The sequence below is a fragment of the Burkholderia diffusa genome, from assembly GCF_001718315.1.
In the GTDB taxonomy this organism is placed as follows: domain Bacteria; phylum Pseudomonadota; class Gammaproteobacteria; order Burkholderiales; family Burkholderiaceae; genus Burkholderia; species Burkholderia diffusa_B.
Genome location: NZ_CP013363.1, coordinates 322,868 through 348,154, shown reverse-complemented (window position 1 = coordinate 348,154; position 25,287 = coordinate 322,868). Strand labels below are relative to the sequence as shown.

Below are 25,287 nucleotides of genomic sequence, written 5' to 3'. Positions count from 1 at the left end.
CTGCCGGTTCGAAGGCGCGTCTCGCGCGTGCGCTGCCCCTTTTCCCCGCTTCAGCTCCCGTTTTGCCGCGTTCGTTTTAACCAACGGCCAGTGAAATTGCGCGGCTCATTCATCTGACGACAGCCGCCGGATCGACGTGCGGCAAAACGCTGCGCCGCGATGCACGCATCGGACGACGGCGAACGCGCGACAGCGTGCGCAGCATGCGACGCGCGTGTGCGCATGCAACGAACGACCTCGGCGGCCTGCACGATGCGGCGCCTTGCGCAACGGGCATGAAGCTTGCGCCTCCCGCGCGCTCGCAATCTGCAACGGCGAGTGCGCGTCGCTTCGCGGCGGCGATGCGTGACTGGCCGGTCAGCGCCGCATCCCATAACGAAGGAGAACGTTGTCATGGACGAGACGAATGCATATCGCCGCTACAATCGCCGACGCTTTCTCGCGGGCGTTGCAGCGATGGCGGGCAGCGTTGCGCTGCCAGGTTGCGGCGGAGACGGCGACGGACCCGGCACGGACGGCAACGCGAGCGCACCGTCAATCGGCGACACGCCGTCACCGAACGGCCGCGATCGCTACAACCTGCCACGGCCGGCATTGCCCGACCCCGCGAGTTCCGGCATCGATCACATCGTGCTGGTCACGATGGAAAATCGCTCATTCGACCACTACCTGAGCTGGGTGCCCGGCGCCGAAGGCATGCCCGCCAATCAGCAATTCAACGACGCGTTCGGCGGGACCAATGCGCCGTTCCCGCTGTCGGCCAATCCCGCTTACGGCTATCAGGCATGCGCGTACCACGACCCGAACCACAGCTACGAGGGCGCGCGCACGCAACTGGCTTCGGGGGCGATGAACGGCTGGCTCCTGACGCCGGGAACGAGCCTGACGCGCGGCGACCTGTTGCCCATCGGCTTTTACACGTCGGCCGATCTGCCGTTCTTCAGCGGGGTGGCGAGCAGCTACACGATCGGCGATTTCTACTTCAGCGGCATCCTGACCAACACGTTTCCGAATCGCCTCTACCTGCACAGCGGCGCCACCGACCGCCTCGCCGACACTGCTGACAACTCGTCGCTGCGCACGATCTGGGACAACCTGAGCGATGCCAACGTGGGTTGCAGCTACTACTACCACGACGTACCGTTCACCGCGCTGTACGGCACGCGCTATCTCGGCATCTCGCACATGTTTTCGGATTTCCTGTCGAATGCGGCGGCGGGAACGCTGCCGCCGTTCTGCATGGTCGACCCGGCTTTCACGGGCGAGCAGCAAGGTGTTTCCGCGGACGATCATCCGCATGCGGATATTCGCGACGGGCAGGCGTTCCTCAACCAGGTTTATGACGCGTTGCGCACGAGCCCCATCTGGAATCGCACGCTGATGATCGTGGTGTACGACGAATGGGGCGGCTTTCTCGAGCACGTGGTGCCGCCGATCCGGCCGATCAGCAACAGCGAGCACGCGATCGGCAACGACGGCAAGCTCGGCTTTCGCGTGCCGCTTGCGCTGCTCGGCCCGCGCGTTCGCGCAGGCACGGTGACGCGCTACCCGTTCGACCCGAGCTCGATTCATGCACTGCTGCAATGGCGTTTCGGATTGAAGCCGCTCGGTGTACGCGGCAGCGACCCGGCGACATTCAACCTCGCTTACGCGCTCGATTTCGCCGACGCGCCGCGCACGGACGCGCCGGCGTTCACGGTCGCGCAAGGACCGTTCGGCGGAGCGTGTCCCGGGCAGACCGCACCCTCGCCGTCCGGTTCGGTCTCCGGCATCGACCCGTCGCAAATGGCGGCCGGACCGTCGTCCAGTCCGGCAGTCGACCGTTTCGCCGAATTGCGCGCGAAGGCAGCCGCGCTCCGATTCCGGACGGGCGCATGACGGCGGCGCGCACGCGGCTGCGCCGATCGAAATCGATGCAGCCGCCCCTTTGCTCGCACACGGCGCCGGAGGACAATACGCCGTGATTCCCACCGAGGTCGCTCGACATGGCCCGATTCCAGCCCGACGGTTGGCATACCGTCACGCCTCGCATCGTCGTTCCCGATCCCGACCACCTGATCGCCTTCATCAAGGTGGTCTTTCACGCGCAGGGCGAATTCCGTTCAGGACTGCCAGCCGAAATCAGGATCGGCGATTCCGTCGTGATGGTGAGCGGCGGGGACGGGCTGCGCGACCCGATGCCGGCGTTTCTCTACGTCTATGTCGAGAACACCGACTCGACCTATCGCCGTGCGATTGCCGCAAATGCGACTTCGCTCGAAGCGCCGGCCGACATGCCGTACGGCGACCGGCGCGCGATGGTCCGGGATCCGTGGGGAAACACGTGGCAGATCGCCACGCATCGGCGCGATCTGTCGGTTGACGAGATCCGGGCTCGGCTGGCTGGCGACGCGTAAGCGACAGCCGGGACACCGGAACCCATCGATGCTTCGCGTGCATCTCAACCCGTGCATGCGATGCGTGCGTCGGCTGCCGGCGCGCCGCTCGCCACGACAACGCATCCGCCTTCCGCCCCGCCCTGCTGTCGCATTCGTTCAGATTCGCGTCGCGTGCGAGTAAAACCTCCGCGCCGCGCCTGCCGTTAATCCGTTAGCAACCCCGGCGCCCCGCATTTCGACGCGGCGCCCCATCGTCGTTCGTGATCCGGAATCCACATCCGCAGTCGGCCGCCCGTCGGGCCGTCTGCAAGGGAACGTCATGCGAAAACTCACCATCCGCGGCGGACTCGTCGCGACCATCGCCGGCTATACGGCGCTGCTCGTGCTGGTCGTCGGCGCGTGCATCGCCGCCCTCTATGCCGGGAACGGCTCGCTCGAAGCGATGTACCGCGACGACACCGCGTCGCTGCTGCACCTGAAAACCAGCTCCGAACGCATGCTGGTGCTGCGCGAACGCGTGAGCGACGTCGCGCAGATCATCAGCGCCGGCCAGCCCGCGAAGGCGGAAATCGCGCAACTCCACACGCTCCTGAAGCAGAGCGACGACGAACTGGACGCATACACGCGCCTGCATGCGCGCGACGCCGACGAGCAAACGCTGTTCGACACACTGCGCAATCGCCGTCGCACCCTGCTCGACCAGGTATTCCTGAAGGCGATGTCGCAACTCGATCACGACAACGCATTCGACTTCCTCGACACGCACCGCACCGCGCCGCCGGCACTCTTCACCGCCTACCAGGAATCGATCGACGCGCTCGAATCATTCCAGGTCGCACGCCAGAAGGCGCGCTACGATGCGGCCGGCGCGCGCTTCCACCGCATCGTGTGGGCCATGGTGGCGGTCGCGCTGTTCGCGCTGATCGTCGGTTTCCTGGCGCAGCGCGTGCTGGCGAAGGCGATCATCGCGCCGATCCATCTCGCCGTCGCGCATTTCGACAGGATTTCGAAAGGCGACCTGACCGGCACGGTCGTCATTCCCGGCGAAAACGAAATGGCGTATCTGCTGAATGCATTGAAGCGGATGCAGGAGGGCCTCGTCGAAACCGTGAACCAGGTGCGCTCGAGCACGGAGACGATCGTCGGCGACGTCCGCACCATCGCGAGCGGCAACGTCGACCTGTCCGCGCGCACGGAGCAGCAGGCCGTGTCGCTGCAGCAGGCGGCGGCGAGCGTGGAGCAGCTGACCGCAACCGTGCGCCAGAATGCGGACAACGCGCGCGATGCGCGCACTTACGCGCAAGGCGCGGCCGGTATCGCCTCGAAGGGCGGAGACGCGATGCAGCGCGTCGTCGAAACGATGTCGGCGATCTCGCAGAGTTCCACGCGGATCTCGGGCATCGTCGGCGTGATCGAAAGCATCGCATTCCAGACCAACATCCTCGCGTTGAATGCCGCGGTCGAAGCGGCGCGTGCGGGCGAACAGGGGCGTGGCTTCGCCGTTGTGGCAACCGAGGTGCGAGGCCTCGCACAGCGCTGCGCGTCGGCGGCGAAGGAGATTCGCGAACTCATCGGCCGCTCGGCGCAGCGCGTCGAAGATGGCAGCGGCCTCGTCGCGCTCGCCGGCTCGGCGATGAACGAACTCGTCGCCGCGGTCGAACGCGTGAACGCGATCATGGGTGAAACGAGCATCGCGTTCGACGAGCAGACAGCCGGCATCGAGCAGGTGAACGCTGCCGTCATCCAGATGGAGCAGACGATGCAGCGCAATGCCGCGTTGGTGGAAGAAGCGGCCGCCGCGGCGCTGTCGCTCGAGGATCAGAGCACGCGGCTCAGCGATGCCGTCGCGCAATTCCGTCTTCGACAGGCGGCGGCGTGACGTGATCGGCCCGACCGGTGTCGGGCCTGCCGGCACGGTACGACACGCGAGTCGCGCCCGGTAACGTTGCCGGCAAAATGTGGATCGTCCGGCGTGCTGCTCGCGCCTAGGCCGCCCGCGCCAGCAGGTCCATCGCGAAGGACTTCGCGTGCGCGACGGCCTCCTGCGCGTCGGGGAATACGCCGAGCTGCTCCCAGCGCTCTTCGGCCGCGTAGGTTCCTTTCACGGCGAGCGCCCGCTGAACGCGCAGCTGGGCTGCGAATCCGCCGTCCTCCAGGGGATGCGCCATCGCGACGACCTTGTGCGGGGGACTGGCTCGCTCCGGCTGATTCAACTCGACCGGACCGCCCGGCACGCCGATACTCGTCAACTCGTTCCTGGCCTTGCAGTCGGGGCAATAGAAACACCATCCCGCTTCTTCACGACCGGGCTTGACCTGACCGCGAGCCAGCACGGCACGGCATTCAACGTTTTCGCAGATGAACGGCATGGCAGTCTCCGGAGTTGTTTGACGGAAATCCTAGCATGTCCATCGGTGGCGAAACCAGGAAAAAACCCGCCCCGAACCGGCCCGCCCTCCGCGTCATTGCAGCGCACAAACCGCAGCCCCCGCGGCGCCGTTCAGCAGCGACTGCGCCCCCACAGCGTCTTCGGCTGGTCGAGCAGGTGCCGCAATCCGCTGCGCGCGATCATCGTCTGCGCAACCGGCGTCACGCGCTCGAGAATCTCGTTCTCGTCGATCGACAACACGCGGCGATCCTCCATCGGCATGCGGCCGCCGACCATCGTCATGCACACGCCGGCCGCGTTCGCGAAACAGGTCACGCGATACACGGGCAGGTTCATCGGCATCATGTGCGGGCGGAACAGGTCGATGAGCAAGCAAGCCGACGACACGGCCGCGCGTGATGCTGCTATGCGGTTTTCCCGGACAGTCCGTGCATCGGTCGCCGCAATGCGGCGTCGAACGGGTTCGTGCGCGGGCCGATCGCGTCGGCCTGGCGCCTGAGCAGTTCGACGACCATCGGCATCCGGTCGTCGCCGAGGCGCGACGCCAGCGTGCCGACGCTCAGCGCGCCGACCGGATATCCGGTGCGGTCGAGGATCGGCACCGCGACGCCGGCCATCCCGTCGAGCACGCCGCTGTTGCGGCCTGCATAGCCGAGCTGGCGCACGCGTTCGATCTCGGTGCGCAGATACACTTCGTCGAGCACGCCGTAGCCGCGAATGCGCGGCACGTTGAAGCGGATCACTTCCTCGCGCTCGGCTTCCGGCAGGAACGCGAGGATCGCGAGGCTGCCCTGCCCGACGCCGAGCGCGACGCGCCCGCCAATGTCGCCGGTAAACGAGCGGATCGGGAATGGCCCTTCGCACAGATCGAGGCATACCGCGTCGAAGCCGCTCTTCACGAGCAGGAAGATCGTCTCGCCGAGACTCGCGCACAGCCGCAGCAGCGCGGGCCGGCACAGCGTGCGCATGCTGCTCGGGTTGCCCGCCAGCGCGGCGAGCGCGAAGAAGTCGACGCTCAACCGGTACAGCTTCGATTGCTCGTCCTGCTCGACCATCCCTTCGGCGATCAGCGATTGCAGGATCCGGTGCGCGGTGCCCTGTGTGAGGCCGACGGCCTTCGCGAGGTGCGTGACGCGCACGCCGTCCTGCTGCATGCCGGCCAGCGCGCGCAGGATCGCGAACGCGCGCTGCAGCATGCCGGTGCCCGGCGCACCGGCGGCATCGGCGGCGGTGTCCTCGTCCGGGGCCGGCATGCGTGCGGCACGCGACGTTCCGCGCGAATGAGGTTCCTGCATGCGAGTTCTCCTCGGTGATTTCATTGAACGGAATACGCCAGCCGCCATTGTCGTGCCGCCGAAATGCGGCGGGCATCCGGGTGTGCACGGGATTGACGCGCGCCATTCACTACCCGGCCACCCCTCATTGAATGGAACGATTTTCCGGCGAAAACTCAAATCATTCCGCCCAATGGAATTTTTTCGAAATTCATCCCGTTGAGCAGAATTCGAAATTGACGCTCCGAAATATGGCTGGCTAGAGTCCGCGTCAATGATGCACCGGCCATCCGGTGTGCGAACCCGGAGCTCCCATGTCGTTTCTCACGCTTACGGATCTGACGAAATCGTTCGGCGAGCTTACGGCCGTCGCTGACGTCAACCTGTCGGTCGAACAGGGCGAATTCGTGTCGCTGCTCGGGCCGTCAGGCTGCGGCAAGACCACGACGCTGCAGATGATCGCCGGCTTCGTCGACGTCACGCGCGGCCGCATCGCGCTCGACGGTCAGGACATCACGCACATGAAGCCGAACCGCCGCGGGCTCGGCATCGTGTTCCAGAGCTACGCGCTGTTTCCGCACATGAGCGTCGCGGAGAACGTCGGCTTCGGGCTCGACATGCGCGGCGTCGACAAGGCGGAGCGCGCCGAACGCATCCGCGCGGCGCTCGCGCTCGTGCGTCTCGATGCGCTCGCGCACCGCTTTCCGCGCGAGCTGTCGGGCGGCCAGCGGCAGCGCGTCGCGATCGCACGTGCGGTCGTGATCGAACCGCCGGTGCTGCTGCTCGACGAGCCGATGTCGAACCTCGATGCGAAACTGCGCGAGGAGATGCAGTTCGAACTGCGCGCGATCCAGCGCAAGATCGGCACGACGACGATCATGGTCACGCACGATCAATCGGAAGCGCTGTCGATCAGCGATCGCGTGGTCGTCATGGAAGCCGGCCGCATCACGCAGACCGATACGCCGTATCGTGCGTACGAGCGCCCGGAAAGCCACTTCGTGTCGCAGTTCATCGGCAAGGCGAACCTGCTGCCCGGCACGATCGTCGCGCACGACGGCGACGCGATCCGCATCGACCTCGGCCACGATCTCGCGGAGACGGGCCGCACCGCGCACCTGCCGGCGCGTGAGCGCGACGTACGCATCGGCGACGCCGTGTCCGTGTGCATCCGCCCTGAAAAGCTGCGCCTGTGCGCGCCGGGCGCGGGCCGCCTCGCCGCGACCGTCACGAGCCGCTTCTTCCTCGGCAGCCAGTGGCTGTACCGCGTCGAAAGCGTGCTCGGCGAAGTGCTCGTGTGCTGCCAGAACGAAGGGGCGGAGCCGCTCGCCGAAGGTGCGCCGGTCGGCGTGGACTGGCACAGCGACGCGGTGCGCGTGATGCGGCGGGAGGCCTGAATGGGACAGCCTGCCCGACCGCTCCCGACCGACGGTACGCCGGCCGTGCTCCCGCAAGCGGCCGCGCCCGCATCGGCCGGCGGTTGCACGTTGCGTGCGTCATGGCGTGCTCATGCGCCGTTGTGGCTGATGTGCGCGCCCGCGTTCCTCCTCTTCGCCGCGCTCGTGCTCGTGCCGCTCGCGATGACGTTCGCGCTCACGTTCTACCGTTACGACCCGGCCACCGGCCCGATCGCCGCGTTCCAGTTCGGCAACTACGCGGAGGTGCTCGGCTCGTCGTACTTCCACACGATCTTCGCGCGCACGTTCGGCATCGCCGCGCTGACCACCGCGATCTGCGTCGCGATCGGCACGCCCGAAGCGTACGTGTTGTCGAAAATGCGCGACCCGTGGCGCTCGCTGTTCCTGCTCGTCATCCTTGCCCCGCTGCTCGTATCGGTCGTCGTGCGCGCATTCGGCTGGAGCATGCTGCTCAACACGAGCGGGCTCGTGAACCAGGCGCTCGGGCTCGTCGGTCTCGGGCCGTACAAGCTCGAATACACGACGTTCGCGATCGTGATCGCGCTGGTGCACGTGATGCTGCCGTTCATGGTGATTCCCGTGTGGACCGCGCTGCAGCGGCTCGATCCGCAGACCGAGCACGCGGCGCTGTCGCTCGGCGCATCGCCGTTCACGACGCTGCGCCGTATCGTGGTACCGCAACTGATGCCGGGCGTGCTGTCCGGCAGCCTGATGGTGTTCGGGTTGTCGGCGAGCGCATTCGCGATTCCGGGCCTGCTCGGCGGACGCCGGTTGAAGGTCGCGGCAACCGCCGTCTACGACGAATTCCTCGGCTCGCTGAACTGGCCGCTCGGCGCGACGATCGCGGTGCTGCTGCTGGTCGCGAACCTCGTCGTGATGCTCACCTACTACCGCGTGCTCGAACGCCGCTATGCGCGCAGCCTCGGAGGCGCTTCCCGATGAGAAAGAACGGCCCCTTCGCCCTCGCGTTCCACACGCTCGTGATGCTGTTCGTGCTCGCGCCGCTCGTGATCGTCGTGCTCGTCGCGTTCACGCCCGACGAAACGCTCACGTTGCCGACGCATGGCCTGTCGCTGCGCTGGTTCCGCGCGATCCTCGACTATCCGGACTTCGTCACCGCCTTCGCCAACAGCGTGAAGCTCGCGTTCGCATCGGCGACGCTGTCGCTCGCGATTGCGTTGCCCGCCGGGCTCGCGATCGGTCGCGCGGTGTTTCCCGGCCGCGCGTTCCTCAACGGCCTGCTGCTGTCGCCGCTCGTGATCCCCGGCCTCGTGCTCGGCATCGCGCTGCTGCGGTTCTTCGCGCTGATCGGCGCAACCGGCTCGTTCGCGTGGCTGGTGGTCGCGCACATGATCGTCATCACGCCGTTCGTGATGCGGCTCGTGCTCGCGTCCGTCACCGGCCTCGATCGCAGCGTCGAACAGGCCGCATGCTCGCTCGGCGCCGATCCGTGGACGACGTTTCGCCGCATCACGCTGCCGATGATCGTGCCCGGCATCACCGGCGGCTGGCTGCTCGCGTTCATCAACAGCTTCGATGAACTGACGATGTCGATCTTCGTCACGTCGCCGCAGACCGTCACGCTGCCGGTGCGCATGTACATGTACGCGACCGAATCGATCGATCCGATGATGGCGTCGGTATCGGCGCTCGTTATCTTCATCACCGCCGGCGCGATGCTGCTGCTCGATCGCGTGTACGGCCTGAACCGCATCCTGATCGGCCAACACTGATGACGACTCCCGTTTCCCGTTCCACAGGCCTCGCGGACGACGGTGCGCAGTTCGTGCGCGTTGCCGAACGCGAGCGCGCCGCCGTCGCGTTCATGCTCGATGGCCGTCCCGCGCACGCGCTCGCCGGCGACACCGTGCTCACCGCGATCCTCGTCGCGCAGCGCCGCGTGCGTGTGAGCGAATTCAGCGGCAAGCCGCGCGCGGGCTTTTGCCTGATCGGCGCATGCCAGGACTGCTGGGTGCGCACCGAGGCCGGCGCACGCGTGCGCGCATGTTCGACGCCGATCGTCGACGGCATGCGGATTCTCACGGGTGCGCAGCCCGCCGCGGCGGGAGACGCATCATGAGCGACGCATTGCGCCCGGTGATCGTCGGCGCCGGGCCGGCCGGCGTACGCGCGGCAGAGGCGCTGGTCGACGCGGGGCTGCGCCCCGTCGTGATCGACGAGAACGCGCGGTGGGGCGGACAGATCTATCGTCAACCGCCGGCCGAAGGTGCGTTCGCGCGCGGCAAGCGCGTGCTGTACGGCTTCGAGGCTGCGAAGGCCGATGCCGTGCACCGGACCATGGCCGCGCTGCTGCCGCATGTCGACTATCGACCCAACACGCTCGCATGGGCTTGCGGCGCCGGCCGCGTCGACACGCTGCAGGACGGTCGCGAGACGACCGTGCCGTTCTCTCATCTGATCGTCGCGAGCGGTGCGACCGACCGCATGCTGCCGGTGCCGGGTTGGACGCTCGCCGGCGTCTACACGCTCGGTGGCGCGCAGGTCGCGCTGAAGGCGCAGGGCTGCGCGATCGGCAGCCGCATCGTGTTCGCGGGTACGGGACCACTGCTGTATCTCGTCGCCTATCAATACGCGAAGGCCGGCGCGCGGGTCGCCGCGGTGCTCGACACGAGCCCGCTGCGCCAGCAGGCAGCCGCGACACCGGCCCTGCTGCGCATGCCGTCCACCTTTGCGAAGGGGCTGTACTACATCGGCTGGCTGCGCGCGCATGGCGTCGCGATCGAAACGGGCGTCACGCTCGAGCGCGTGCTCGGCGAGCGGCACGTGACGGGACTCGCATGGCGCGCGGCCGGCGGCGGCGCGCCGCCGCGGATGCTCGACTGCGATGCGCTCGGCCTCGGCTTCGGGCTGCGTTCGGAAACCCAGCTTGCGGATCTCGCCGGCTGCCGGTTCAGTTTCGATCCGCTTAACCGCGCATGGCTGCCCGAGCGCGACGCGGCCGGCCGCACGTCCGTGCCCGGCATCTACGTCGCGGGCGACGGCGCCGGCATCGCAGGCGCCGACGCTGCCGAGGCGTCCGGGCGACGCGCCGCGCTTGCGCTGCTCGACGATGCGGGCATCGACACGTCGTCGCCCGCGCGCGCCGGCAAACCCGATGCGGCGATGCTGGAACGCAGGCTGGCCCGGCTCGGCGCGTTCCGCGCGGGCCTCGAAGCCGCGTTCGCGCCGCCGGCCGCACTCGCCGCGCGCTGCCCCGACGACACGATCGTGTGCCGCTGCGAGGAAATCGATGCGGGTGCGCTGCGACGCTGCATTCGCGCCGGCGAAGCGACCGAGCTGAATCGGGTGAAGGCGCTGACACGCGCCGGGATGGGCCGCTGCCAGGGCCGCATGTGCGGCGACGCGACCGCACTCGTGCTCGCCGCGGAGACCGGCCGTTCGCTGGAGGACGTCGGTCGGTTGCGCGCGCAACCACCGGTAAAGCCGTTCCCGATCTCCGCCGCGCTCGCGGGCGACGATGTCGCGGCGATCCCCGACGAGGCGCGCGATGAGTGAGCATCGGCACTACGACGTCGCGATCGTCGGCGGCGGGCTCGTCGGTGCATCGGCCGCGCTGGCGCTGACGACGCGCGGCTTGCGCGTCGCCCTGTTCGAGCGCCGCGACTGCGGCGCGCAGGCGAGCGGCGTGAATTACGGCGGCGTACGCTGCCAGGGCCGCCCTGCCGAACAGCTGCCGCTCGCGCTGCGCGCGCGGCGCATCTGGGATCGCCTGCCCGAGCTGATCGGCATCGACGGCGAGTTCGTCGTGTCGGGCCACTTGCGGCTCGCGCGCAGCGACGCCGATCTCGATGCACTCGATGCCTATGCGATGCTCGCCGGCGAGCACGGCCTGCCGCTGCAGGTGATGCGCGGCGACGCGTTCCGCCGCCGCTATCCGTGGCTCGGCCGCGCGGCGGTGGGCGGCTCGCTGTGCGCGACCGACGGACATGCGAACCCGCGCGTCGTGTCGCCCGCATTCGCGCGCGCAGCCCGCGCGGCAGGCTCCGACGTATTCGAGCACACGCCGGTCGATGAGGTCCGGCACGACGGCACGCGTTTTCACGTTCATGCCGGCGACCGCGCATGCACCGCGACGTGGCTGATCAACTCGGCCGGCGCATGGGCGAACACGATCGCCGCACGCTTCGGCGAAGCCGTGCCGATGGAGCCGATCTACCCGAACATGTGGGTAACCGAACCTCTGCCGCCGTTCATCACGCACAACCTCGGCGTGTACGGCGGCGGCGTTTACGCGCGGCAGGTTGCGCGCGGCAACTGCGTGATCGGTGGCGGGCGCGGCCGCGGCGACGGCGAATTCGGTCAGCCGTCGGTCGATACGACACGCGCGGTAATGCGCGATGCGTGCGCGCTGCTGCCCGCATTGCGCGACGCGCTGCTGATCCGCACGTGGAGCGGCGTCGAAGGCTGCACGCCGGACCACAACCCGATCATCGGCGCGAGCCGCACGACGCCGAACCTGCTGCATGCGTTCGGCTTTTCCGGCGGCGGTTTCCTGCTCGCGCCGGGCGTCGGCGAGGTGCTCGCCGATCTCGTCGTAACGGGCGAAACCGCCACGCCACTCGATGCATTCTCGATCGGCCGCTTCTTCCGCGAAGCCGCGCCGACCGCCCCTTTCCGTCAAGAGGAGACCCAACGATGAAACTGCTCGGAACGATCGCGGCGGCTGCCGCCTTCTGCATCGCAGGCGCCAGCGCGCCCGCATTCGCGCAAACGAAGACGATCTATGTCGGCATGAACGGCGGCCCGATGGAAAAGGCCTATACGAGCCAGGTGCTGCCCGACTTCGAGAAAGCGAACAACGTGAAGGTCGTCGTCGTGCCCGGCACGTCGTCGGACGTGCTCGCGAAGCTGCTCGCGAACCGCAACAAGCCCCAGATCCACGTCGCGTTCCTCGACGACGGCGTGATGGCGCGCGCGGTCAGCCTCGGCGTATGCCAGAAGCTCGACGATTCGCCGGTGCTGAAGGAGCTGTATCCGTTCGCGCGGATGAAGGACGACGTCGGCGCGGGCGTGCAGCTCGGGATGACGGGCATCGCGTACAACAAGAAACTGTTCGCGGAGAAAGGCTGGGCGCCGCCGACGTCGTGGATGGATTTCGCCGATCCGAAATACAAGGGCAAGGTCGTGTTCCAGTCCGCGTCGAGCAGCACGTTCGGGCTGCACGGATTTCTCGCGATCAACCGGCTGCTCGGCGGCAGCGAACAGAACGTCGAGCCGGGCTTCAGCAAGTGGGCGAGCACGGTCGGGCCGAACGTCGTCGAGTACATCCCGAACTCCGCGAAGATCTCCGAGATGGTGCAGACCGGCGAGGCCGGCCTGTTCCCGCTGACGCCGACCGGCGTCGGCGACCTGCAGGACAAGGGCATTCCGGTTGCGTATGCGAACCCGAAGGAAGGCCCGGTGCTGCTGCTCGTCGACCTTTGCGTGGTCGCGAACAACCCAGATCCGCAACTGGCGCAGAAGCTCGCGCAGTTCCTGCTGTCCGCGCCCGCGCAGACGAAGGCGGCGGAGGCCGGCAAACAGATCCCGACCAACCGCCTCGCGAAGATGCCCGCCGCGATGCAGCAAAGCCTCGGCAACATCGACGAGCTGGTGCGCAAGGTGACGGTGGTCGACTGGACGGCGATCAACGCACGCCGCGCGCAATGGGACACGCGCTGGAACCGGCAGATCGAGCGGTAATTGGCGCCGGGCGCGCGCGGGAACGGCCGCGCGCGCCGCGACCATCATGTGCGGGAGCGACGCCACGCCCCTTTTTCTCTGCGGACTCCATCAGGGCGGCGGTGCCTGTTACGTCGCTCCCCGCAACGCGCGCTGTCCCGCCGCGAGCGCCGCGCCCGCGAACAGCGTCAGCGCCGAATAGACGAGCCCGCGCGCGAGCCCCGCGCTGTCGGACACCCAGCCGATCGCGACAGGCCCGGCGATCTGCCCGAACGCGAAAATCGTCGTGAACGCGCTGATGCCCTTCGCCCAGCCTTCCGGTGGCAGGTTGTGGCGCACGAACGCGGTCGTCGACGCGACCGCCGACAGGAACGTCGCGCCGAACAGCACGCCCGACGCGAACGCGGCCGCCGGATGTACGAACAGCGCGGGCATCAGCGTCGCCACGCCGAGCAACGCATTGAGCGCGGCGAGCGCCTGGCCGCCGCGCATCCGGTCGAGCAACCCCGACCACAGCCGCGCCGACACGACGGTCGCGACGCCGAGCATCACGTAGAACGCGGACACGACCACGCCGCTCATTCCCGCGCCACGCAGCAGCGCGACGATGAACGTCATATAGCCGATGTAGCCAACGCCGAACAGCCCGTAGCCCGCGAGCGCAAGTGCGAAGCGCGCGGCGCTCGCGCTCGCCGCCGGCGCGGCACCGTCGCGCCGCCCGGCCGGCGCCGCGTGCGCATGCTCGATGCGACGCGCCGCCGCCACGGCGATCGCCGAGAACAGCACGCATGCGAACGCGAGCGCGAACCATGCCGGTTGCCAGCCGTGCGCGCGATGCACGAGCGTCGCGGGCACGAGCAGCGATGATGCAACGATGCCCCACCCCGTGCCGCCGTAATAAAGCCCGAGCAGCAGCCCTGCATCGCGCGGCGACGCGGACGCGAGCCGCGCGGCCAGCACGCCGCCGCTGATGAAGATCAGCGCGCTGCCAACACCGGTCGCGAGCCGCTCGACGAGCAGCGCGTTCATGCCGGACGTGAGCCCGCATGCGGCCATCAACACCGCGGTCAGCGCGCAGCCGGCCGCCAGCAGCGAGCCGCTGCGCCAGCGGCGCGACAGGAACGGGAAAACGAGTGCGCCGATCAGGTAACCGGCCGCGTTCGCCGTGTTCAGCGCGCCGGCCTGCGCGAAGCTCCAGCCGAGATCGGCCTTCATCGGCGGCAGCAGCAATGCATACGAGAAGCGCGCGAGGCCGAGCGCGATCGCGCTGCCGAGCGACAGGCAGATCGCGAGCCGCCACGCGGCCATCCGGTCGGGTTCGGTGGCGCGTGCATCGGGCCGTGCTCGGCCGGCGTGCTCCGGTTGCGGCGCTGCGCGCATCGCGTGTCTCCATCGTGGTTCGAATCGTGCCGCCGGGACGGCGGTGTGCGCACGGTTGCGACCCGCACGCGAAGTCGTCAGATGGTGCCAGAAAATCCGGGCCGCCGCCGAGGTCGGCTCGACGACGGCCGGTGGACCATTCGCATGGACGCTCGACGCGTGCGCATCGTTCGTGAATGGTGAAAATGGAAACGATCGACGCGATTGCAGTCGCAATTCAAATAAATCGCATGACTCCATTCATCATTGACGACCTTGATATTCAAAAAAATCCATGGCCTTCTCGATCCGATTCACACGCCTTCATCGAACGACCCGCAGCAAACCCGCTTGTTTAGCACACCACAGCTAAAAACCTTGCAGCGCATTGCATTCGCGAAATCGTCAGACTAATATCGACGCCACTCGTCCGGTATTCACGAAATTCCTGACGAGTGGCGGTCATTCCTTTACCGCGCTTCATGTTGAATCGCTCATGTTCACCACAGGAGAATTGACATGCAGGAAACTACGCAGATCGAATTGCTTGACTGGATGCAGGAAGACACGCACCCCGAGGCCGTCGACATGATGGTCGAGGATGCCGTGGTGCCGTTCGGCACCGCGCTGTGGCCGGTCTGAGCGGCCAGCCCGTTCCCGCGGAAGGGCTGCGGCCCTTCCGCCGCTTCCGGAGATACGCATGCTGAACCTGCACCGCGCGCTCGGCTATCACCCGGCGCTGCGCGACAAGCTCGCACGCGGCGAAACGGGCAAACTGCTGGTCGGCTACGACACCCGCAATCGCGACGTCGCGTTGCGCGCGTTTTCCGCGTTGCCCGACTCGTTCGACGCGGCGACCCTCTGCCTCGAAACCACCCCGCCTGCCGACATCGCCGCCGCGCTCGCGCGCGCGGATCTGTTCGTGCTGCTGTACGACTCGTCGTGCCTGCCGACGCCGTCACCGAGCGGCCCGCCATTCCTGGCCGCGATCCGTCCCGCGATCGTCGAGCACTGGAGCAAGTCGGTGCTGTTCAAGGATTACGGCCCGCATCTCGACGAAGCGTTCGCCGAATCGCTCGACGACATCGCCGCGCGCAACGGCCGGCTGATCGAAGCGGCCGCGCGCGCATCGCAGGTCCACTTCATCGACGAAGCCGGCAACACGCTGACCGGCTCGCTTTCGCCGGACCAGAAATGGACGAGCGTGGACGGGATGGGCAATCTCGACGTCGTGCCCGGCGAGATCGCGACGCACGTCACCGACCTGCACGGCTCGATCGTATTCAGCGGCACGTTCCTCGGCACCGTGCCGTTCGCGATCAAGTACCGCGTGACGGAACGGCTCGCGACGCTGCACGTCGAAGACAGCCTGATCGTCGATTTCGACAGCGACGACGCAGGCTTCCGGCGCGACTTCGCGTCGTACCTCGACCGGCATGACAATCACCGGCGCATCGAGGAGTTCGGCATCGGCACGAACCTGGGCATCCGCGCGCTGTACGGTCGCAACGCCGGGTTCGAGGAGCGCCATCCGGGCCTGCATCTCGGCCTCGGCGGCGGCGCGAACGGCAGCCACCACCTCGACCTGATCTTCGCGCACGGCACGCTCGCGTTCGACGAGCGGATCGTGTTCGACGGCGCGTTCGCCGTCTGACTTTCGATCAGGCTTCGGCGGCCGCCGTATCGCCGAGCCACTTGTACATCACGAGGCAGTCGACGAAGCCGAGCCGCGCGTGGCGATACGCGCGCGGCAAGCGGCCGACGATCTCGAAGCCGAGCTTCTGCCACAGCGCGACCGCCACCTCGTTCGTCGCGACCACCGAATTGAACTGCATCGCGAGAAAACCGCGTTCGCGAGCGACCTGCTGCGAGTGCTCGCACATCAGGCGCGCGACGCCCTTGCCGCGCGCGGCCTCGGCGACCATATACCCGCAGTTGCACACGTGATTGCCGGGCCCGGCCGCGTTGGCCTTCAGGTAGTACGAGCCGAGCAGCACGCCATCGTCCTCGGCGACCCACGTGCAGAGCGGCGCGTCGAGCCACAGCGCGCGAGCGGTCTCCTGCGTCGCCGCCGGATCGAATGCATAGGTCTCCTGCGCGGCGACGATCGCGTGGTACGTGGGCCAGAAGCGGGGGAAATCATCTTCGGTCATCGGGCGAAGCGTGATCATGCGGGTCCTTTCGAGTCGAGGGATCGAGGCGGCATTGCAGCGGTAGCGCCGCGAGCCGCGCGTATCGCGCGATGTTGCCAGAAACGCGCCGACCATGTCGCTCCATCCAAGGACCGCCACGTAGCCCGCGCAACCGGCGTGTGCCTGACACGCCGCTCACGCTTCAAGGCTGCACCATCCATACGAGCAGCATCGCGGCCGGCGCCGCACTCATCCCCGCCGGCGGCCGCTCGACCGTCGGCTCGACCTGCAGCGCCTGCGCGATCGCCGCCGCGTCGTCGACGGTCGCCGTGCGCACGATCGTCATCAGCCGCGCGGGCCGATGCAGCGTCTCGCGATACAGCGCGCCATACCACAGCGGCCGCATGCCGAGCGCATCCTGCAGCACATACGGATAACGCCACAGCCGCAGTACGAGGCGGCTGTCCGGTCGGGCCGGATCGACACGCACGAATACCCGGCGCGTACTTTCGCCCTGCGTGTAGCGCGGCAGCACGGGCAGCGCATCGGCCCGCGCCTGCGGCAGCAGCCAGCGCAATGCCGTGGCAGGCGACCACGGCGTCGCGCGCTGCCAGCCGGCCATCGAAAGATGGCGGTCGAGCGTGTCCGACGTCGCGCACCACTGCAGCGGCAGATATTCCTCGCGATCGCCGCCGATTTCGGTGCGCCGCGTCGGCACGCGCTGCCACCCGCCACGCATCCACTGATCGACGGTCATCGCGACGACGTCGCCCGCGTGCGGACGCGCCGCGCGATCGAGCTGCCAATGCGCGGGCACGGTCCAGACACCAGTCGTCGCGAGCACGACAAGCACGGCGACCAATGCGCCTCGCGGCTGCACATGCTCGCGCACGCGCCAGTACGAATACGCGCCCGCCAACATCGCGAACCACGCGAGCCCGAGGCTCCAGCCGCCGAGCAGACCCGACAACCACGTATCGCCGACGTACAGCCGCGCGAAACCGCCGAGCACGATCCACAGCACGACCGCCGTCACGACCGGGATGCGCCACAGCGCGGGCCGGTCGCGCGTCAGCACCCAGCCAATGCCGCTGCTCGCGAGCATCGCGAACGCCGCGTCGGCGTCGGGCAGCGGCACGTGCAGCGCGCCGGGCGGCAGGCTCGCGGGTATCGTGCCGGGCGAGCCGGCGCCAAACGCCGGCACGAGCACGAGCGCGATGCCGGCCGTCGCGAGCCACCATGCGGACGTGATCCAGCAGCGATGGATCATCAGCCAGACGAGAAACGCCGCTGCGACGATCAGCCCGGTATCGTGTCCGTGCAGCACCGCGAGCGCACGCATCGCAGCATCGACGGGCGGCGTGCGCAGGTTCTGCAGGAACGCATACAGCGCAATGTCGGCGTGCATCAGCGGATCATTCGCGACGACGTCCTGCACGATGCCGGCAAACAGCCACACGCAGCCGACGAACAGCAGCGCGAACACGGGCACCGCACCCGGCAGGCGGCGCACACGCACCAGCGCGTCGTGCAGCCGCGCGCCGAATCGCGGCCAGCGGCGCACGCACGCGTACATGAGCGCGGCGAGCACACGGCGCAGCAGCGGCCAGCCGCGCCGCAGCGCGACGCGCACGCCGATCCACACGAGCGCGACCAGCGCGACGACCACCAGCAGGATCGCGGCGACCCGCACGCTGATCGCGGCGGCCAGCACCGCCGACGCGCCGAACAGGATGCCCGGCGCGACGTGCACGGGCGCCCAGATCAGCGCCGACGCGATGTTGACCGGATAGAACGACCGGCGCGGCAGCGTTGCGCACCCCACCACCACCGGCACGACCGCACGCACCGGCGCCAGGAAGCGCGCGAGCACGATGCTTTTCACCCCGTGGCGCAGCACGAACTGCTCGCCACGCGCATACGCATCCGCATAGCCCAGCCGGACCCATCCATTGCGGATCGCGCCGCGGTAGTGGCGACCGAGCTCGTAGCTGATCCCGTCGCCGACGATCGCGCCGGCGGCCGCGACGCCGATTGCCGTCCAGCCGTCGAGCGCGCCCGCGCCGATCAGCGTGCCGGCCGCGAACATCACCGCACCGGCCGGCACGACCGTGCCGATCAACGCGATCGCCTCGGCGCAGGCGGTGGCGAACACGATCGCCAGCACCAGCGCCGGGTGCGCGCCGATCGCACTGAGCCACGCGTGGATCGTTTCGCTCATCGCGGGCCGCGCGGCGTGGCGGCGCGACGATTCCGCACCGGGCCGGCGATGGCGTGGGGAAGGTTCATCGGTATGCGTGCACGTTCGCGCCCGCCGGCCGCGTCAGTCGAACTCGTGTTGCCGCGCGTCGGCTTCGAGCGGCGCGTCGTGGTAGCCGACGGTCGCGATCTCGTGCAGATAGCGCACGAGAAACGCGCCGATCGACCCGGCCCTCTCGTATTGATGCACATGGCGGAATTCGTGCGTAAGCAGGCGGCGCGTATCGTGACCGCGCAGCACGAACACCGCATGGCCGAGCGTGAGGCCGATGGTTCCCGGCGACAGCAGCCCGGTGTCGCGCGCAATCGCGCCGAGCGCCGGCGTGTCGGGAAACGGCAGCCGGTCGCCGACCACGACGCGGATCCGCTCCGGTTGTGCGACGCCCACGATACGCGCGTCGTCGGCCTGCGCGGACGTCAGCGGCACGCCCGTCGCGAGCCCATGAGCCGCCTGCGCGTCGGCCCATGCGACGGCGTCGGGCAACGCGGACGGCAGGATGCGGGCGAGATCGATCATCGTGGCGGCTCCTCGGGTCTTGACGGGCAATCGGGCACCAGTTTATCCCTGAATCACGGTGGTCCGGGAGGGCACGCCGTCCGCCCGACCGTGACGATTCCTCGGGAATACCCTCCCCGTCTGCCTCTACCACCCATGCCATTTCGCGACGATTATTTCGCTTCAACACACATTCGACACCCGGATGTCTCAAAAATGTCCCTGAGGCGCACCATTTCCCGTTGCGGCGGCATATATTGATCAGAAGAACCGCCGCGGCGACAACCGGCAGAGCAACCCGCGGCGTCATCCCGAAGAGGACCGCTAGATGATCAGGGTAATTCTGGCTGACGATCACGCAGTCATGCGAGACGGACTGCGCTACATCCTGGAAACGGCCGGCGGTTTCGAAATCGTCGGCGAGGCGAGCGACGGCGCGGCCACGCTCGCGCTGGTCGAGCGGCGCGCGGCCGACGTGTTGCTGCTCGACCTGTCGATGCCCGCACCGACCGGTATCGAATTGATCCGGCTGGTCAAGACGCGGGCGCCATCCCTACGCATGCTGGTTCTGACGATGCATGCGGAAACGCAGTACGCGGCGCGCACGTTCAAGGCCGGCGCGACCGGCTACCTGACGAAAGACAGCGCGACCGCCGAACTCGTCCAGGCCGTCACCAAGGTCGCGACCGGTGGCGTGTACGTGAGCGCGTCGGCGGCCGAAAGCCTCGCGCGCACGATGCGCGCGCCGTCCGAAATGCTGCCGCATGAGCGGTTGTCCGAGCGCGAGCTCGACGTGATGCGCCGCATCGTCGCGGGCCAGACGGTCACGCGGATCGCGGCGGATCTCACGCTGAGCGCGAAGACGGTCAGCACCTACAAGACGCGCATCCTCGAGAAGATGGAGCTGCCGCACGAAGCCGCGCTGGTGCGCTACGCAATGCGCCACGATCTCGACTTCGGCGTCGACGACGCATGATGTCCGCATTCCGCTTCCGCGCGGCCACAGCCACGGCCCCCGACGACGATGCGTCGGAGCCGTCGCGCCTGTTCATGTCGTCGCTGCCGCCGCAGCGGCGCGAGCGGCGACTCGCGATCGCGACGGTCGTCGTGTCGGCCGTGATCTTCGTCGCCCTCGCGCCGTTCGCGGGCATGCCGCTTGCCCGCGTGTGGGGCTTCATTCCCGTGTACCAGTCGGCGATCGTCGTCAACGACATGGTCACGGCCGGCCTCCTTCTCGGTCAGTACGCGATCCTGCGCGAGAAATCGCTGCTCGCGCTCGCCAGCGGCTACCTGTTCACGGGTTTCATGGCCGGCACGCACATGCTGACCTTTCCGGGGCTGTTCACGCCGACGGGGCTGCTCGGCGCGGGCGAACAGACGACCGCATGGCTTTATCTGTTCTGGCACGGCGGCTTTCCGCTGGCGGTCGCCGCATACGCGCTGCTGCGTGCGGCGCCGCACGCGCATCCGCCGTCGCTCGAGCAGCGCCGTGCCGCGATTCCGCTCCTGCTCTGCATCGTCCTGACGGCCGGCGCCACCGGCGCGCTCGCGCTGCTCGCGACCGTCGGCCACGACCTGCTGCCACGCATCATGCAGGGCAACCGAATGGCCTCGACGATGACGAACGCGATCGCGGTCGTCTGGGCGCTGAACCTCGCCGCGCTCGTGCTGATGTGGCGGCAGCGGCGCCGTCATTCCGTGCTGGACCTGTGGGTGATGATCGTGCTCGTCGCATGGCTGTTCGACATCGCGCTGTCGTCGATGCTGAACCACGGACGCTTCGACCTGGGCTTCTACGCGGGACGGACCTACGGCCTCGTCGCGTCGGCCGTGGTGCTGTTCGCACTGCTGTTCGAGAACGGCCGGCTGCATGCGCAGACGGTGCGCGCGCTGGCCGGCGCACGCTATCAGCACCTGCTCGTCGTGCAGAAGAGCGCGCAGCTCAACGAAGCAAACGAACGGCTCGAACAGCGCGTTGCGGCGCGCACCGCGCAGTTGAGCGCGTCGAACCGCGACCTGCGGCGCGAGGTCGAGGAGCGCGTGCGCGCGGAGCGGGCGCTGCAGGCATCGCGCGAAGAGCTGCGCGAGATCGCGGCGATCAGCGCGAGCGCACGCGAAGCCGAACAGCGCCGCATCGCGCGTGAACTGCACGACGAACTCGCGCAGACGCTCGCGACGCTGAAGAACGATCTCGAATGGCTGCTCGATCGCGTGCCGCAGGACGATGCGCCGCTGGCGCGCAAGATCGCGGCAATGCATGGGCTCGCGCGCGGCGCGGTAACGGCCACGCGGCGCATCGCGTCGGACCTGCGTCCGCTGATGCTCGACGATCTCGGGTTCGCGGCCGCGATGCAGTGGCTCGTGGAGGATTTCCGGCACCGCCACGGCATGGCGTGCACGCTGCATGTCGAGCCAGGCGAATTGCAACTCGACGAACCGTATGCGACGGCCGTGTTCCGCATTGCACAGGAAGCGCTCGCGAACGTCGCGCGGCACGCGGCCGCGTCGAGCGCGACAGTGGCCCTCGTTTATCGTGACGAGACGATCGCGCTGACGATTCGAGACGACGGCGCGGGATTCGATCCCGGTGCGCCGCGCAAGTCGGGCTCGTTCGGGTTGGTCGGTTTGCGCGAGCGCGCGTATCTCGTCGGCGGCACGCTGCGGATCGATACGACGCTCGGCGAAGGGACGACGGTGGAGGTCGATATTCCGGTGGCGGCTGCGCATGTGGCGATTGCGCATGAAGGAAGCGGGGCGTCGCGGGCGCAGGGATAAAGCCGTCGGGCAGCAACGGCGAAATGCCGCGGCCGGGGGTCGGTGGTCGTCTTCTTCGCATTGATGCCGAACGGCGAGGATCGCGACCTGTTCTATCGCGCGCACGGGTTTTCGCCGCTCGTCCAATCAGTTCGTGCGCCTGCGCGCAGCGTTCAGCATCGTCTGAAACGTGGCGTGCACTTCGGTGGCATCGACGTACTCACCCGTGCGCCGCGCCTCCATGGCGGATGCCCGGCCGCGCGCGACGAACTCGCGCTGCACGCGTCGCCGTGCGACGGCCTCGCGCAGCGTCGGCTCCACGAACACCGGCAGCGTCTCGTGTTCCGCCAACACGGTTTCCGCTTCCTCAAGCAGGCTCTGACTGATCGGTAGTCCCGATGTCGCCGTCATTTCCGCTTCACTCTCCATGCGTCACGATCGGGTGCCCGGTAGCACATCGGCACGATCGAGTGCGGGGACTGCAAAAAAACGCAGCCCCCGGCTCTCGCCGTCGCTCACGCCCGCGCGGCCACCATCCCCCGCTCCGAGCGCGTCCATGCGACCAGCGCGCCGATCCCGAGCAGCGCGAGGCACACGATCGGCACGATCATCGGCCCGAATGCGGTGCCCGTCATCTTGCCCGCGAACGGCATCAGGTTCTGGCTGAAGAAGCCGCCGAGATTGCCGATCGAGTTGATCGCCGCGACGCTCGCCGCCGCACGCGCGCCGGTGAAGTAGCGCGGCGGCATCGACCAGAAGCACGGATACAGCAGCGGGATGCACGCGCCGCCGAGCACGAGCGCGATGAAGCGCAGCGGCGTCGACGGCAGCACGAGGCTCAGCAGGAAGCCGAGCGCGCCGAGCGCCGCGACGATCGCGATCGTGCGCAGGATGCTCTTGGCGCGCCGCAGCTTCGACGGCAGCCACAGCAGCAGCAGCACCGCGAGCGCCCACGGCAGCATGCTCAGCAAGCCGTTCGTACCGCTCGACACGCCGAACGATTTGACGAGCGTCGGCAGCCAGTACGTGACACCGTACAACGATGTCGACATCAGCATGTAGGTCGCCGCGAACAGCATCACGCGCGGATCGAGCAGCGCCTTCCACGGCTGCGCATGCTCGGCCTGCATCGGCTTCTCGCGCTCGAGCGCGGCCGCGACGATCTGCTTCTCGCGTTCGTCGAGGAACGGCGCATCGCGGAACGACGCCGGCAGCACGCGGAACACGACGATCGCGACGATCACGGCCGGGATGCCCGTCGCCACGAACACCCATTGCCAGCCCGCGAGCCCCCACACGCCGTTCAGGCTCAGCAGCACGCCGCCGACCAGCGAGCCGAGCATGTTCGCGAGCGCGCTGCCGAGCGTGAAGATGCCGAGCACCTTCGCGCGGTAGCTCTGCGGAAACCACAGCGTCAGGTAATAGATCACGCCCGGATAGAAGCCGGCCTCCGCGATCCCGAGCAGGAAGCGCAGCGAACAGAACGCGGGCATCGACGTCGTGAAGCCCATCAGCACGGTGATGAGGCCCCACGTCAGCATGATCCGCGCGAGCCACACGCGTGCGCCATAGCGATGCAGCGCGAGCGTGCTCGGCACCTCGAACAGCAGGTAGCCGATGAAGAACAGCGACGACGCGAGACCGAACGCTGCCTCGGTCATGCCGAGGCTGTGCACCATCTGCAGTTTCGCGAAGCCAACGTTCTGCCGGTCGATGAATGCGATCAGGAACATCACGACGAGGATGGGCAGCAGGCGCCGCGCCATCTTCGACATGATGCGCTGTTCTTCGGCGGACGCGGGGTCCAGGGTCTCGGTGGTATTCACTGCGGGCTCCTCCGTGAATCGGTTGCTTGTCGGTTGAATCGGCGCCGCGCGCGATGCATGCGCGGGCGCGGGGATGTTCGATGAAATCGCGGTCCGGCAACGGACGGCGGCAGTCAGCCGGTCCGGTAGTCGTCGAGCATCGGCGCGAACATCTCGTGCCATGCGCTCGGCTTCGCCTTGATCGTGCCGGCGAGATACAGGAATTCGACGTAGTCCATCAGCTGGTTCGGCCGCACCGAGAAACGCGTGTCCGGCGCGGCGAGCATCCGCATCACGTCGTCGTGCGACACGCCGACACCCGATGAGGCCGCATACAACGCGGCGGCCGCGCGCGGGTCCTGCGCGATCAGGCGGTTCGCTTCGTCGAGCGCGCCGAGAAACGCCGCGGCCAGTGCGGGCTCCGTGTCGACGAGCCGCTTCGGCGCGAACACGACGTCGAGCGTCAGCGGGCCGAGCACGTCGACCGAATTCACGACGCGATGAATGCCCGGCTGCCGCAACTCGAGCGTCGAGAACGGCGGTGACGTGAAGTGCGCGGTGACGCCGTTCTCGCGGCGAATCAGCGCCTGCATCGCCTGCGGATGCGGCAGGTTCACCGTGATCGAATCGAGCTGCGCGAAATGCTTCGCGCCGAGTTGCCGACTCGCGACCATCTGCAACACGACCGCCGACAGCGACGTGCGGATGCCCGGTACGGCGATCCGGTCGGACGGCGTGAAGTCGCGCAGCGACGCGAGGCCCGGCCGATTCGCATTGAGCGACAGCGACGTCGTGGACAATCCGCTGATGCCGATCACCTCGACGTTCGGAATCCCCCGCGCGCGCGCCCACAGCTCGATGAAACCCGGCGCGCCCGCGCCTGCGAAATCGAGCGTGCCGGCCATCATCGCGTCGTTGACGGAATTGCCGCCGTCGAGCAGCACCCAGTCCACCGCGATCTCGGGCAGGCCGTGCCGCACCGCATGCCGCTCGAACAGCCGCTGTTTCTCCATCACGAGCAACGGCAGGTACAGCACGCCATAGCCTTTCGAGATCCGCACCGTGCGCGGCTTCGCGCGCACCAGCGACGGTGCGGCAAGCATGCCGAGGCCGGCGGCGAGCAACGCGCGGCGGCGCGGCGACGCGATCATGCGCATGCCCTCGTGCGGCCGGCGGCAAGCGACGATGCCGCAGCCCGCGTCAGGCTTCGCCGTGCATTCGGTCGCGCCTTCGTCGTGCCCGTGACATGCTGCATGTTGCCGTCTCCTCTGGTATTAATGCCGTCATCGCTCGTGCCGGCTGAACACAGGTTATCGAGCGAGTCTGAGAAAATGCTGACAT

The 25,287-nt window shown here is 68.1% G+C and carries 24 protein-coding genes; 14 read left to right on the top strand and 10 right to left on the bottom strand.

The window, feature by feature from the left end; translation table 11 throughout:
- Nucleotides 1–393: 393 nt before the first annotated feature.
- The 3 genes from WI26_RS17050 to WI26_RS17040 all read left to right on the top strand — a co-directional run bounded on the left by WI26_RS17050 (nt 394) and on the right by WI26_RS17040 (nt 4,257).
- A complete protein-coding gene (locus WI26_RS17050) occupies nt 394–1,878 on the top strand; it encodes an alkaline phosphatase family protein (RefSeq protein WP_069226609.1) in 1,485 nt (494 codons plus the stop codon).
- 107 nt (nt 1,879–1,985) lie between these two features.
- Nucleotides 1,986–2,396: a VOC family protein gene (locus WI26_RS17045; protein ID WP_069226608.1), complete on the top strand. Its 411-nt coding sequence runs from the start codon at nt 1,986–1,988 to the stop codon at nt 2,394–2,396.
- 301 nt (nt 2,397–2,697) lie between these two features.
- Complete coding sequence (locus WI26_RS17040; protein WP_069226607.1) at nt 2,698–4,257, top strand: methyl-accepting chemotaxis protein; 1,560 nt, start codon at nt 2,698–2,700, stop codon at nt 4,255–4,257.
- Between the two features lie 106 nt (nt 4,258–4,363).
- Here WI26_RS17040 and WI26_RS17035 read toward each other — a convergent pair whose 3' ends face one another.
- The 3 genes from WI26_RS17035 to WI26_RS17025 form a co-directional block, all read right to left on the bottom strand.
- Nucleotides 4,364–4,747 (bottom strand): hypothetical protein, encoded by a 384-nt coding sequence (locus tag WI26_RS17035; RefSeq protein ID WP_069226606.1) that lies wholly within the window; start codon nt 4,745–4,747, stop codon nt 4,364–4,366.
- Between the two features lie 131 nt (nt 4,748–4,878).
- On the bottom strand, nt 4,879–5,154 hold the full coding sequence (locus WI26_RS17030) for a hypothetical protein (protein ID WP_236849347.1): 276 nt from the start codon (nt 5,152–5,154) through the stop codon (nt 4,879–4,881).
- A gap of 17 nt (nt 5,155–5,171) precedes the next feature.
- Nucleotides 5,172–6,062 carry an IclR family transcriptional regulator gene (locus WI26_RS17025; protein ID WP_059466049.1) on the bottom strand — a complete coding sequence of 297 codons (891 nt, stop codon included), beginning with the start codon at nt 6,060–6,062 and terminating at the stop codon, nt 5,172–5,174.
- Nucleotides 6,063–6,355: 293 nt separating this feature from the next.
- On the opposite strand from WI26_RS17025, the gene WI26_RS17020 reads away from it, so the two are divergent.
- Genes WI26_RS17020 through WI26_RS16990 form a run of 7 tightly spaced genes read left to right on the top strand, consistent with a single transcriptional unit; the run spans nt 6,356 to nt 13,162 of the window.
- On the top strand, nt 6,356–7,438 hold the full coding sequence (locus WI26_RS17020) for an ABC transporter ATP-binding protein (RefSeq protein ID WP_069226604.1): 1,083 nt from the start codon (nt 6,356–6,358) through the stop codon (nt 7,436–7,438).
- A complete protein-coding gene (locus WI26_RS17015; protein ID WP_069226603.1) occupies nt 7,439–8,401 on the top strand; it encodes an ABC transporter permease in 963 nt (320 codons plus the stop codon). It abuts the gene before it with no gap.
- On the top strand, nt 8,398–9,192 hold the full coding sequence (locus WI26_RS17010) for an ABC transporter permease (protein ID WP_069226602.1): 795 nt from the start codon (nt 8,398–8,400) through the stop codon (nt 9,190–9,192). Before WI26_RS17015 ends, WI26_RS17010 begins: the two co-directional genes overlap by 4 nt.
- Nucleotides 9,192–9,539, top strand: coding sequence for a (2Fe-2S)-binding protein (locus tag WI26_RS17005; RefSeq protein ID WP_069226601.1), 348 nt, complete (start codon nt 9,192–9,194; stop codon nt 9,537–9,539). Before WI26_RS17010 ends, WI26_RS17005 begins: the two co-directional genes overlap by 1 nt.
- Nucleotides 9,536–10,975 carry an NAD(P)/FAD-dependent oxidoreductase gene (locus WI26_RS17000; protein WP_069226600.1) on the top strand — a complete coding sequence of 480 codons (1,440 nt, stop codon included), beginning with the start codon at nt 9,536–9,538 and terminating at the stop codon, nt 10,973–10,975. Before WI26_RS17005 ends, WI26_RS17000 begins: the two co-directional genes overlap by 4 nt.
- Nucleotides 10,968–12,119: an NAD(P)/FAD-dependent oxidoreductase gene (locus tag WI26_RS16995; protein WP_069226599.1), complete on the top strand. Its 1,152-nt coding sequence runs from the start codon at nt 10,968–10,970 to the stop codon at nt 12,117–12,119. Before WI26_RS17000 ends, WI26_RS16995 begins: the two co-directional genes overlap by 8 nt.
- Nucleotides 12,116–13,162 carry an ABC transporter substrate-binding protein gene (locus WI26_RS16990; protein ID WP_059540353.1) on the top strand — a complete coding sequence of 349 codons (1,047 nt, stop codon included), beginning with the start codon at nt 12,116–12,118 and terminating at the stop codon, nt 13,160–13,162. Before WI26_RS16995 ends, WI26_RS16990 begins: the two co-directional genes overlap by 4 nt.
- A 108-nt stretch (nt 13,163–13,270) precedes the next feature.
- Here WI26_RS16990 and WI26_RS16985 read toward each other — a convergent pair whose 3' ends face one another.
- Entirely contained in the window at nt 13,271–14,521 is a 1,251-nt protein-coding gene (locus WI26_RS16985) for a YbfB/YjiJ family MFS transporter (protein ID WP_069226598.1), read from the bottom strand.
- Between the two features lie 498 nt (nt 14,522–15,019).
- Here WI26_RS16985 and WI26_RS33255 point away from each other — a divergent pair, with 498 nt between their 5' ends.
- Both WI26_RS33255 and WI26_RS16980 read left to right on the top strand, forming a co-directional pair.
- Entirely contained in the window at nt 15,020–15,142 is a 123-nt protein-coding gene (locus WI26_RS33255; protein WP_059452075.1) for a hypothetical protein, read from the top strand.
- Between the two features lie 58 nt (nt 15,143–15,200).
- Nucleotides 15,201–16,154, top strand: a complete 954-nt coding sequence (locus WI26_RS16980) for a leucyl aminopeptidase (RefSeq protein WP_069226597.1) — start codon at nt 15,201–15,203, stop codon at nt 16,152–16,154.
- Nucleotides 16,155–16,161: 7 nt separating this feature from the next.
- Here WI26_RS16980 and WI26_RS16975 read toward each other — a convergent pair whose 3' ends face one another.
- The 3 genes from WI26_RS16975 to WI26_RS16965 all read right to left on the bottom strand — a co-directional run bounded on the left by WI26_RS16975 (nt 16,162) and on the right by WI26_RS16965 (nt 19,408).
- Nucleotides 16,162–16,671, bottom strand: a complete 510-nt coding sequence (locus tag WI26_RS16975; protein ID WP_069227760.1) for a GNAT family N-acetyltransferase — start codon at nt 16,669–16,671, stop codon at nt 16,162–16,164.
- Nucleotides 16,672–16,834: 163 nt separating this feature from the next.
- Complete coding sequence (locus WI26_RS16970; RefSeq protein ID WP_069226596.1) at nt 16,835–18,853, bottom strand: LssY C-terminal domain-containing protein; 2,019 nt, start codon at nt 18,851–18,853, stop codon at nt 16,835–16,837.
- Between the two features lie 102 nt (nt 18,854–18,955).
- Nucleotides 18,956–19,408 (bottom strand): hypothetical protein, encoded by a 453-nt coding sequence (locus WI26_RS16965; RefSeq protein ID WP_069226595.1) that lies wholly within the window; start codon nt 19,406–19,408, stop codon nt 18,956–18,958.
- Nucleotides 19,409–19,715: 307 nt separating this feature from the next.
- Between WI26_RS16965 and WI26_RS16960 the strand changes: the two genes are divergently transcribed.
- Both WI26_RS16960 and WI26_RS16955 read left to right on the top strand, forming a co-directional pair.
- The gene (locus tag WI26_RS16960; protein WP_059542796.1) at nt 19,716–20,363 is read left to right on the top strand and encodes a response regulator transcription factor; all 648 of its coding nucleotides are present in this window, start codon (nt 19,716–19,718) and stop codon (nt 20,361–20,363) included.
- On the top strand, nt 20,360–22,162 hold the full coding sequence (locus WI26_RS16955; protein ID WP_069226594.1) for a sensor histidine kinase: 1,803 nt from the start codon (nt 20,360–20,362) through the stop codon (nt 22,160–22,162). Before WI26_RS16960 ends, WI26_RS16955 begins: the two co-directional genes overlap by 4 nt.
- 126 nt (nt 22,163–22,288) lie before the next feature.
- Here WI26_RS16955 and WI26_RS16950 read toward each other — a convergent pair whose 3' ends face one another.
- From WI26_RS16950 to WI26_RS16940, 3 genes are all read right to left on the bottom strand, one after another.
- The gene (locus WI26_RS16950; protein ID WP_069227759.1) at nt 22,289–22,552 is read right to left on the bottom strand and encodes a prevent-host-death protein; all 264 of its coding nucleotides are present in this window, start codon (nt 22,550–22,552) and stop codon (nt 22,289–22,291) included.
- Between the two features lie 104 nt (nt 22,553–22,656).
- A complete protein-coding gene (locus WI26_RS16945; protein WP_069226593.1) occupies nt 22,657–23,967 on the bottom strand; it encodes an MFS transporter in 1,311 nt (436 codons plus the stop codon).
- Nucleotides 23,968–24,080: 113 nt separating this feature from the next.
- On the bottom strand, nt 24,081–25,097 hold the full coding sequence (locus WI26_RS16940; protein WP_069227758.1) for an ABC transporter substrate-binding protein: 1,017 nt from the start codon (nt 25,095–25,097) through the stop codon (nt 24,081–24,083).
- Between the last annotated feature and the right edge of the window lie 190 nt (nt 25,098–25,287).

Bases quoted from the DNA above. Each gene is read 5' to 3' on its own strand.
- WI26_RS17050 (WP_069226609.1), top strand. From the start codon at position 394: ATGGACGAGACGAATGCATATCGCCGCTACAATCGCCGACGCTTTCTC.
- WI26_RS17045 (WP_069226608.1), top strand. From the start codon at position 1,986: ATGGCCCGATTCCAGCCCGACGGTTGGCATACCGTCACGCCTCGCATC.
- WI26_RS17040 (WP_069226607.1), top strand. From the start codon at position 2,698: ATGCGAAAACTCACCATCCGCGGCGGACTCGTCGCGACCATCGCCGGC.
- WI26_RS17035 (WP_069226606.1), bottom strand. From the start codon at position 4,747: ATGCCGTTCATCTGCGAAAACGTTGAATGCCGTGCCGTGCTGGCTCGC.
- WI26_RS17025 (WP_059466049.1), bottom strand. From the start codon at position 6,062: ATGCAGGAACCTCATTCGCGCGGAACGTCGCGTGCCGCACGCATGCCG.
- WI26_RS17020 (WP_069226604.1), top strand. From the start codon at position 6,356: ATGTCGTTTCTCACGCTTACGGATCTGACGAAATCGTTCGGCGAGCTT.
- WI26_RS17015 (WP_069226603.1), top strand. From the start codon at position 7,439: ATGGGACAGCCTGCCCGACCGCTCCCGACCGACGGTACGCCGGCCGTG.
- WI26_RS17010 (WP_069226602.1), top strand. From the start codon at position 8,398: ATGAGAAAGAACGGCCCCTTCGCCCTCGCGTTCCACACGCTCGTGATG.
- WI26_RS17005 (WP_069226601.1), top strand. From the start codon at position 9,192: ATGACGACTCCCGTTTCCCGTTCCACAGGCCTCGCGGACGACGGTGCG.
- WI26_RS17000 (WP_069226600.1), top strand. From the start codon at position 9,536: ATGAGCGACGCATTGCGCCCGGTGATCGTCGGCGCCGGGCCGGCCGGC.
- WI26_RS16995 (WP_069226599.1), top strand. From the start codon at position 10,968: ATGAGTGAGCATCGGCACTACGACGTCGCGATCGTCGGCGGCGGGCTC.
- WI26_RS16990 (WP_059540353.1), top strand. From the start codon at position 12,116: ATGAAACTGCTCGGAACGATCGCGGCGGCTGCCGCCTTCTGCATCGCA.
- WI26_RS16985 (WP_069226598.1), bottom strand. From the start codon at position 14,521: ATGCGCGCAGCGCCGCAACCGGAGCACGCCGGCCGAGCACGGCCCGAT.
- WI26_RS33255 (WP_059452075.1), top strand. From the start codon at position 15,020: ATGCAGGAAACTACGCAGATCGAATTGCTTGACTGGATGCAGGAAGAC.
- WI26_RS16980 (WP_069226597.1), top strand. From the start codon at position 15,201: ATGCTGAACCTGCACCGCGCGCTCGGCTATCACCCGGCGCTGCGCGAC.
- WI26_RS16975 (WP_069227760.1), bottom strand. From the start codon at position 16,671: ATGATCACGCTTCGCCCGATGACCGAAGATGATTTCCCCCGCTTCTGG.
- WI26_RS16970 (WP_069226596.1), bottom strand. From the start codon at position 18,853: ATGAGCGAAACGATCCACGCGTGGCTCAGTGCGATCGGCGCGCACCCG.
- WI26_RS16965 (WP_069226595.1), bottom strand. From the start codon at position 19,408: ATGATCGATCTCGCCCGCATCCTGCCGTCCGCGTTGCCCGACGCCGTC.
- WI26_RS16960 (WP_059542796.1), top strand. From the start codon at position 19,716: ATGATCAGGGTAATTCTGGCTGACGATCACGCAGTCATGCGAGACGGA.
- WI26_RS16955 (WP_069226594.1), top strand. From the start codon at position 20,360: ATGATGTCCGCATTCCGCTTCCGCGCGGCCACAGCCACGGCCCCCGAC.
- WI26_RS16950 (WP_069227759.1), bottom strand. From the start codon at position 22,552: ATGACGGCGACATCGGGACTACCGATCAGTCAGAGCCTGCTTGAGGAA.
- WI26_RS16940 (WP_069227758.1), bottom strand. From the start codon at position 25,097: ATGATCGCGTCGCCGCGCCGCCGCGCGTTGCTCGCCGCCGGCCTCGGC.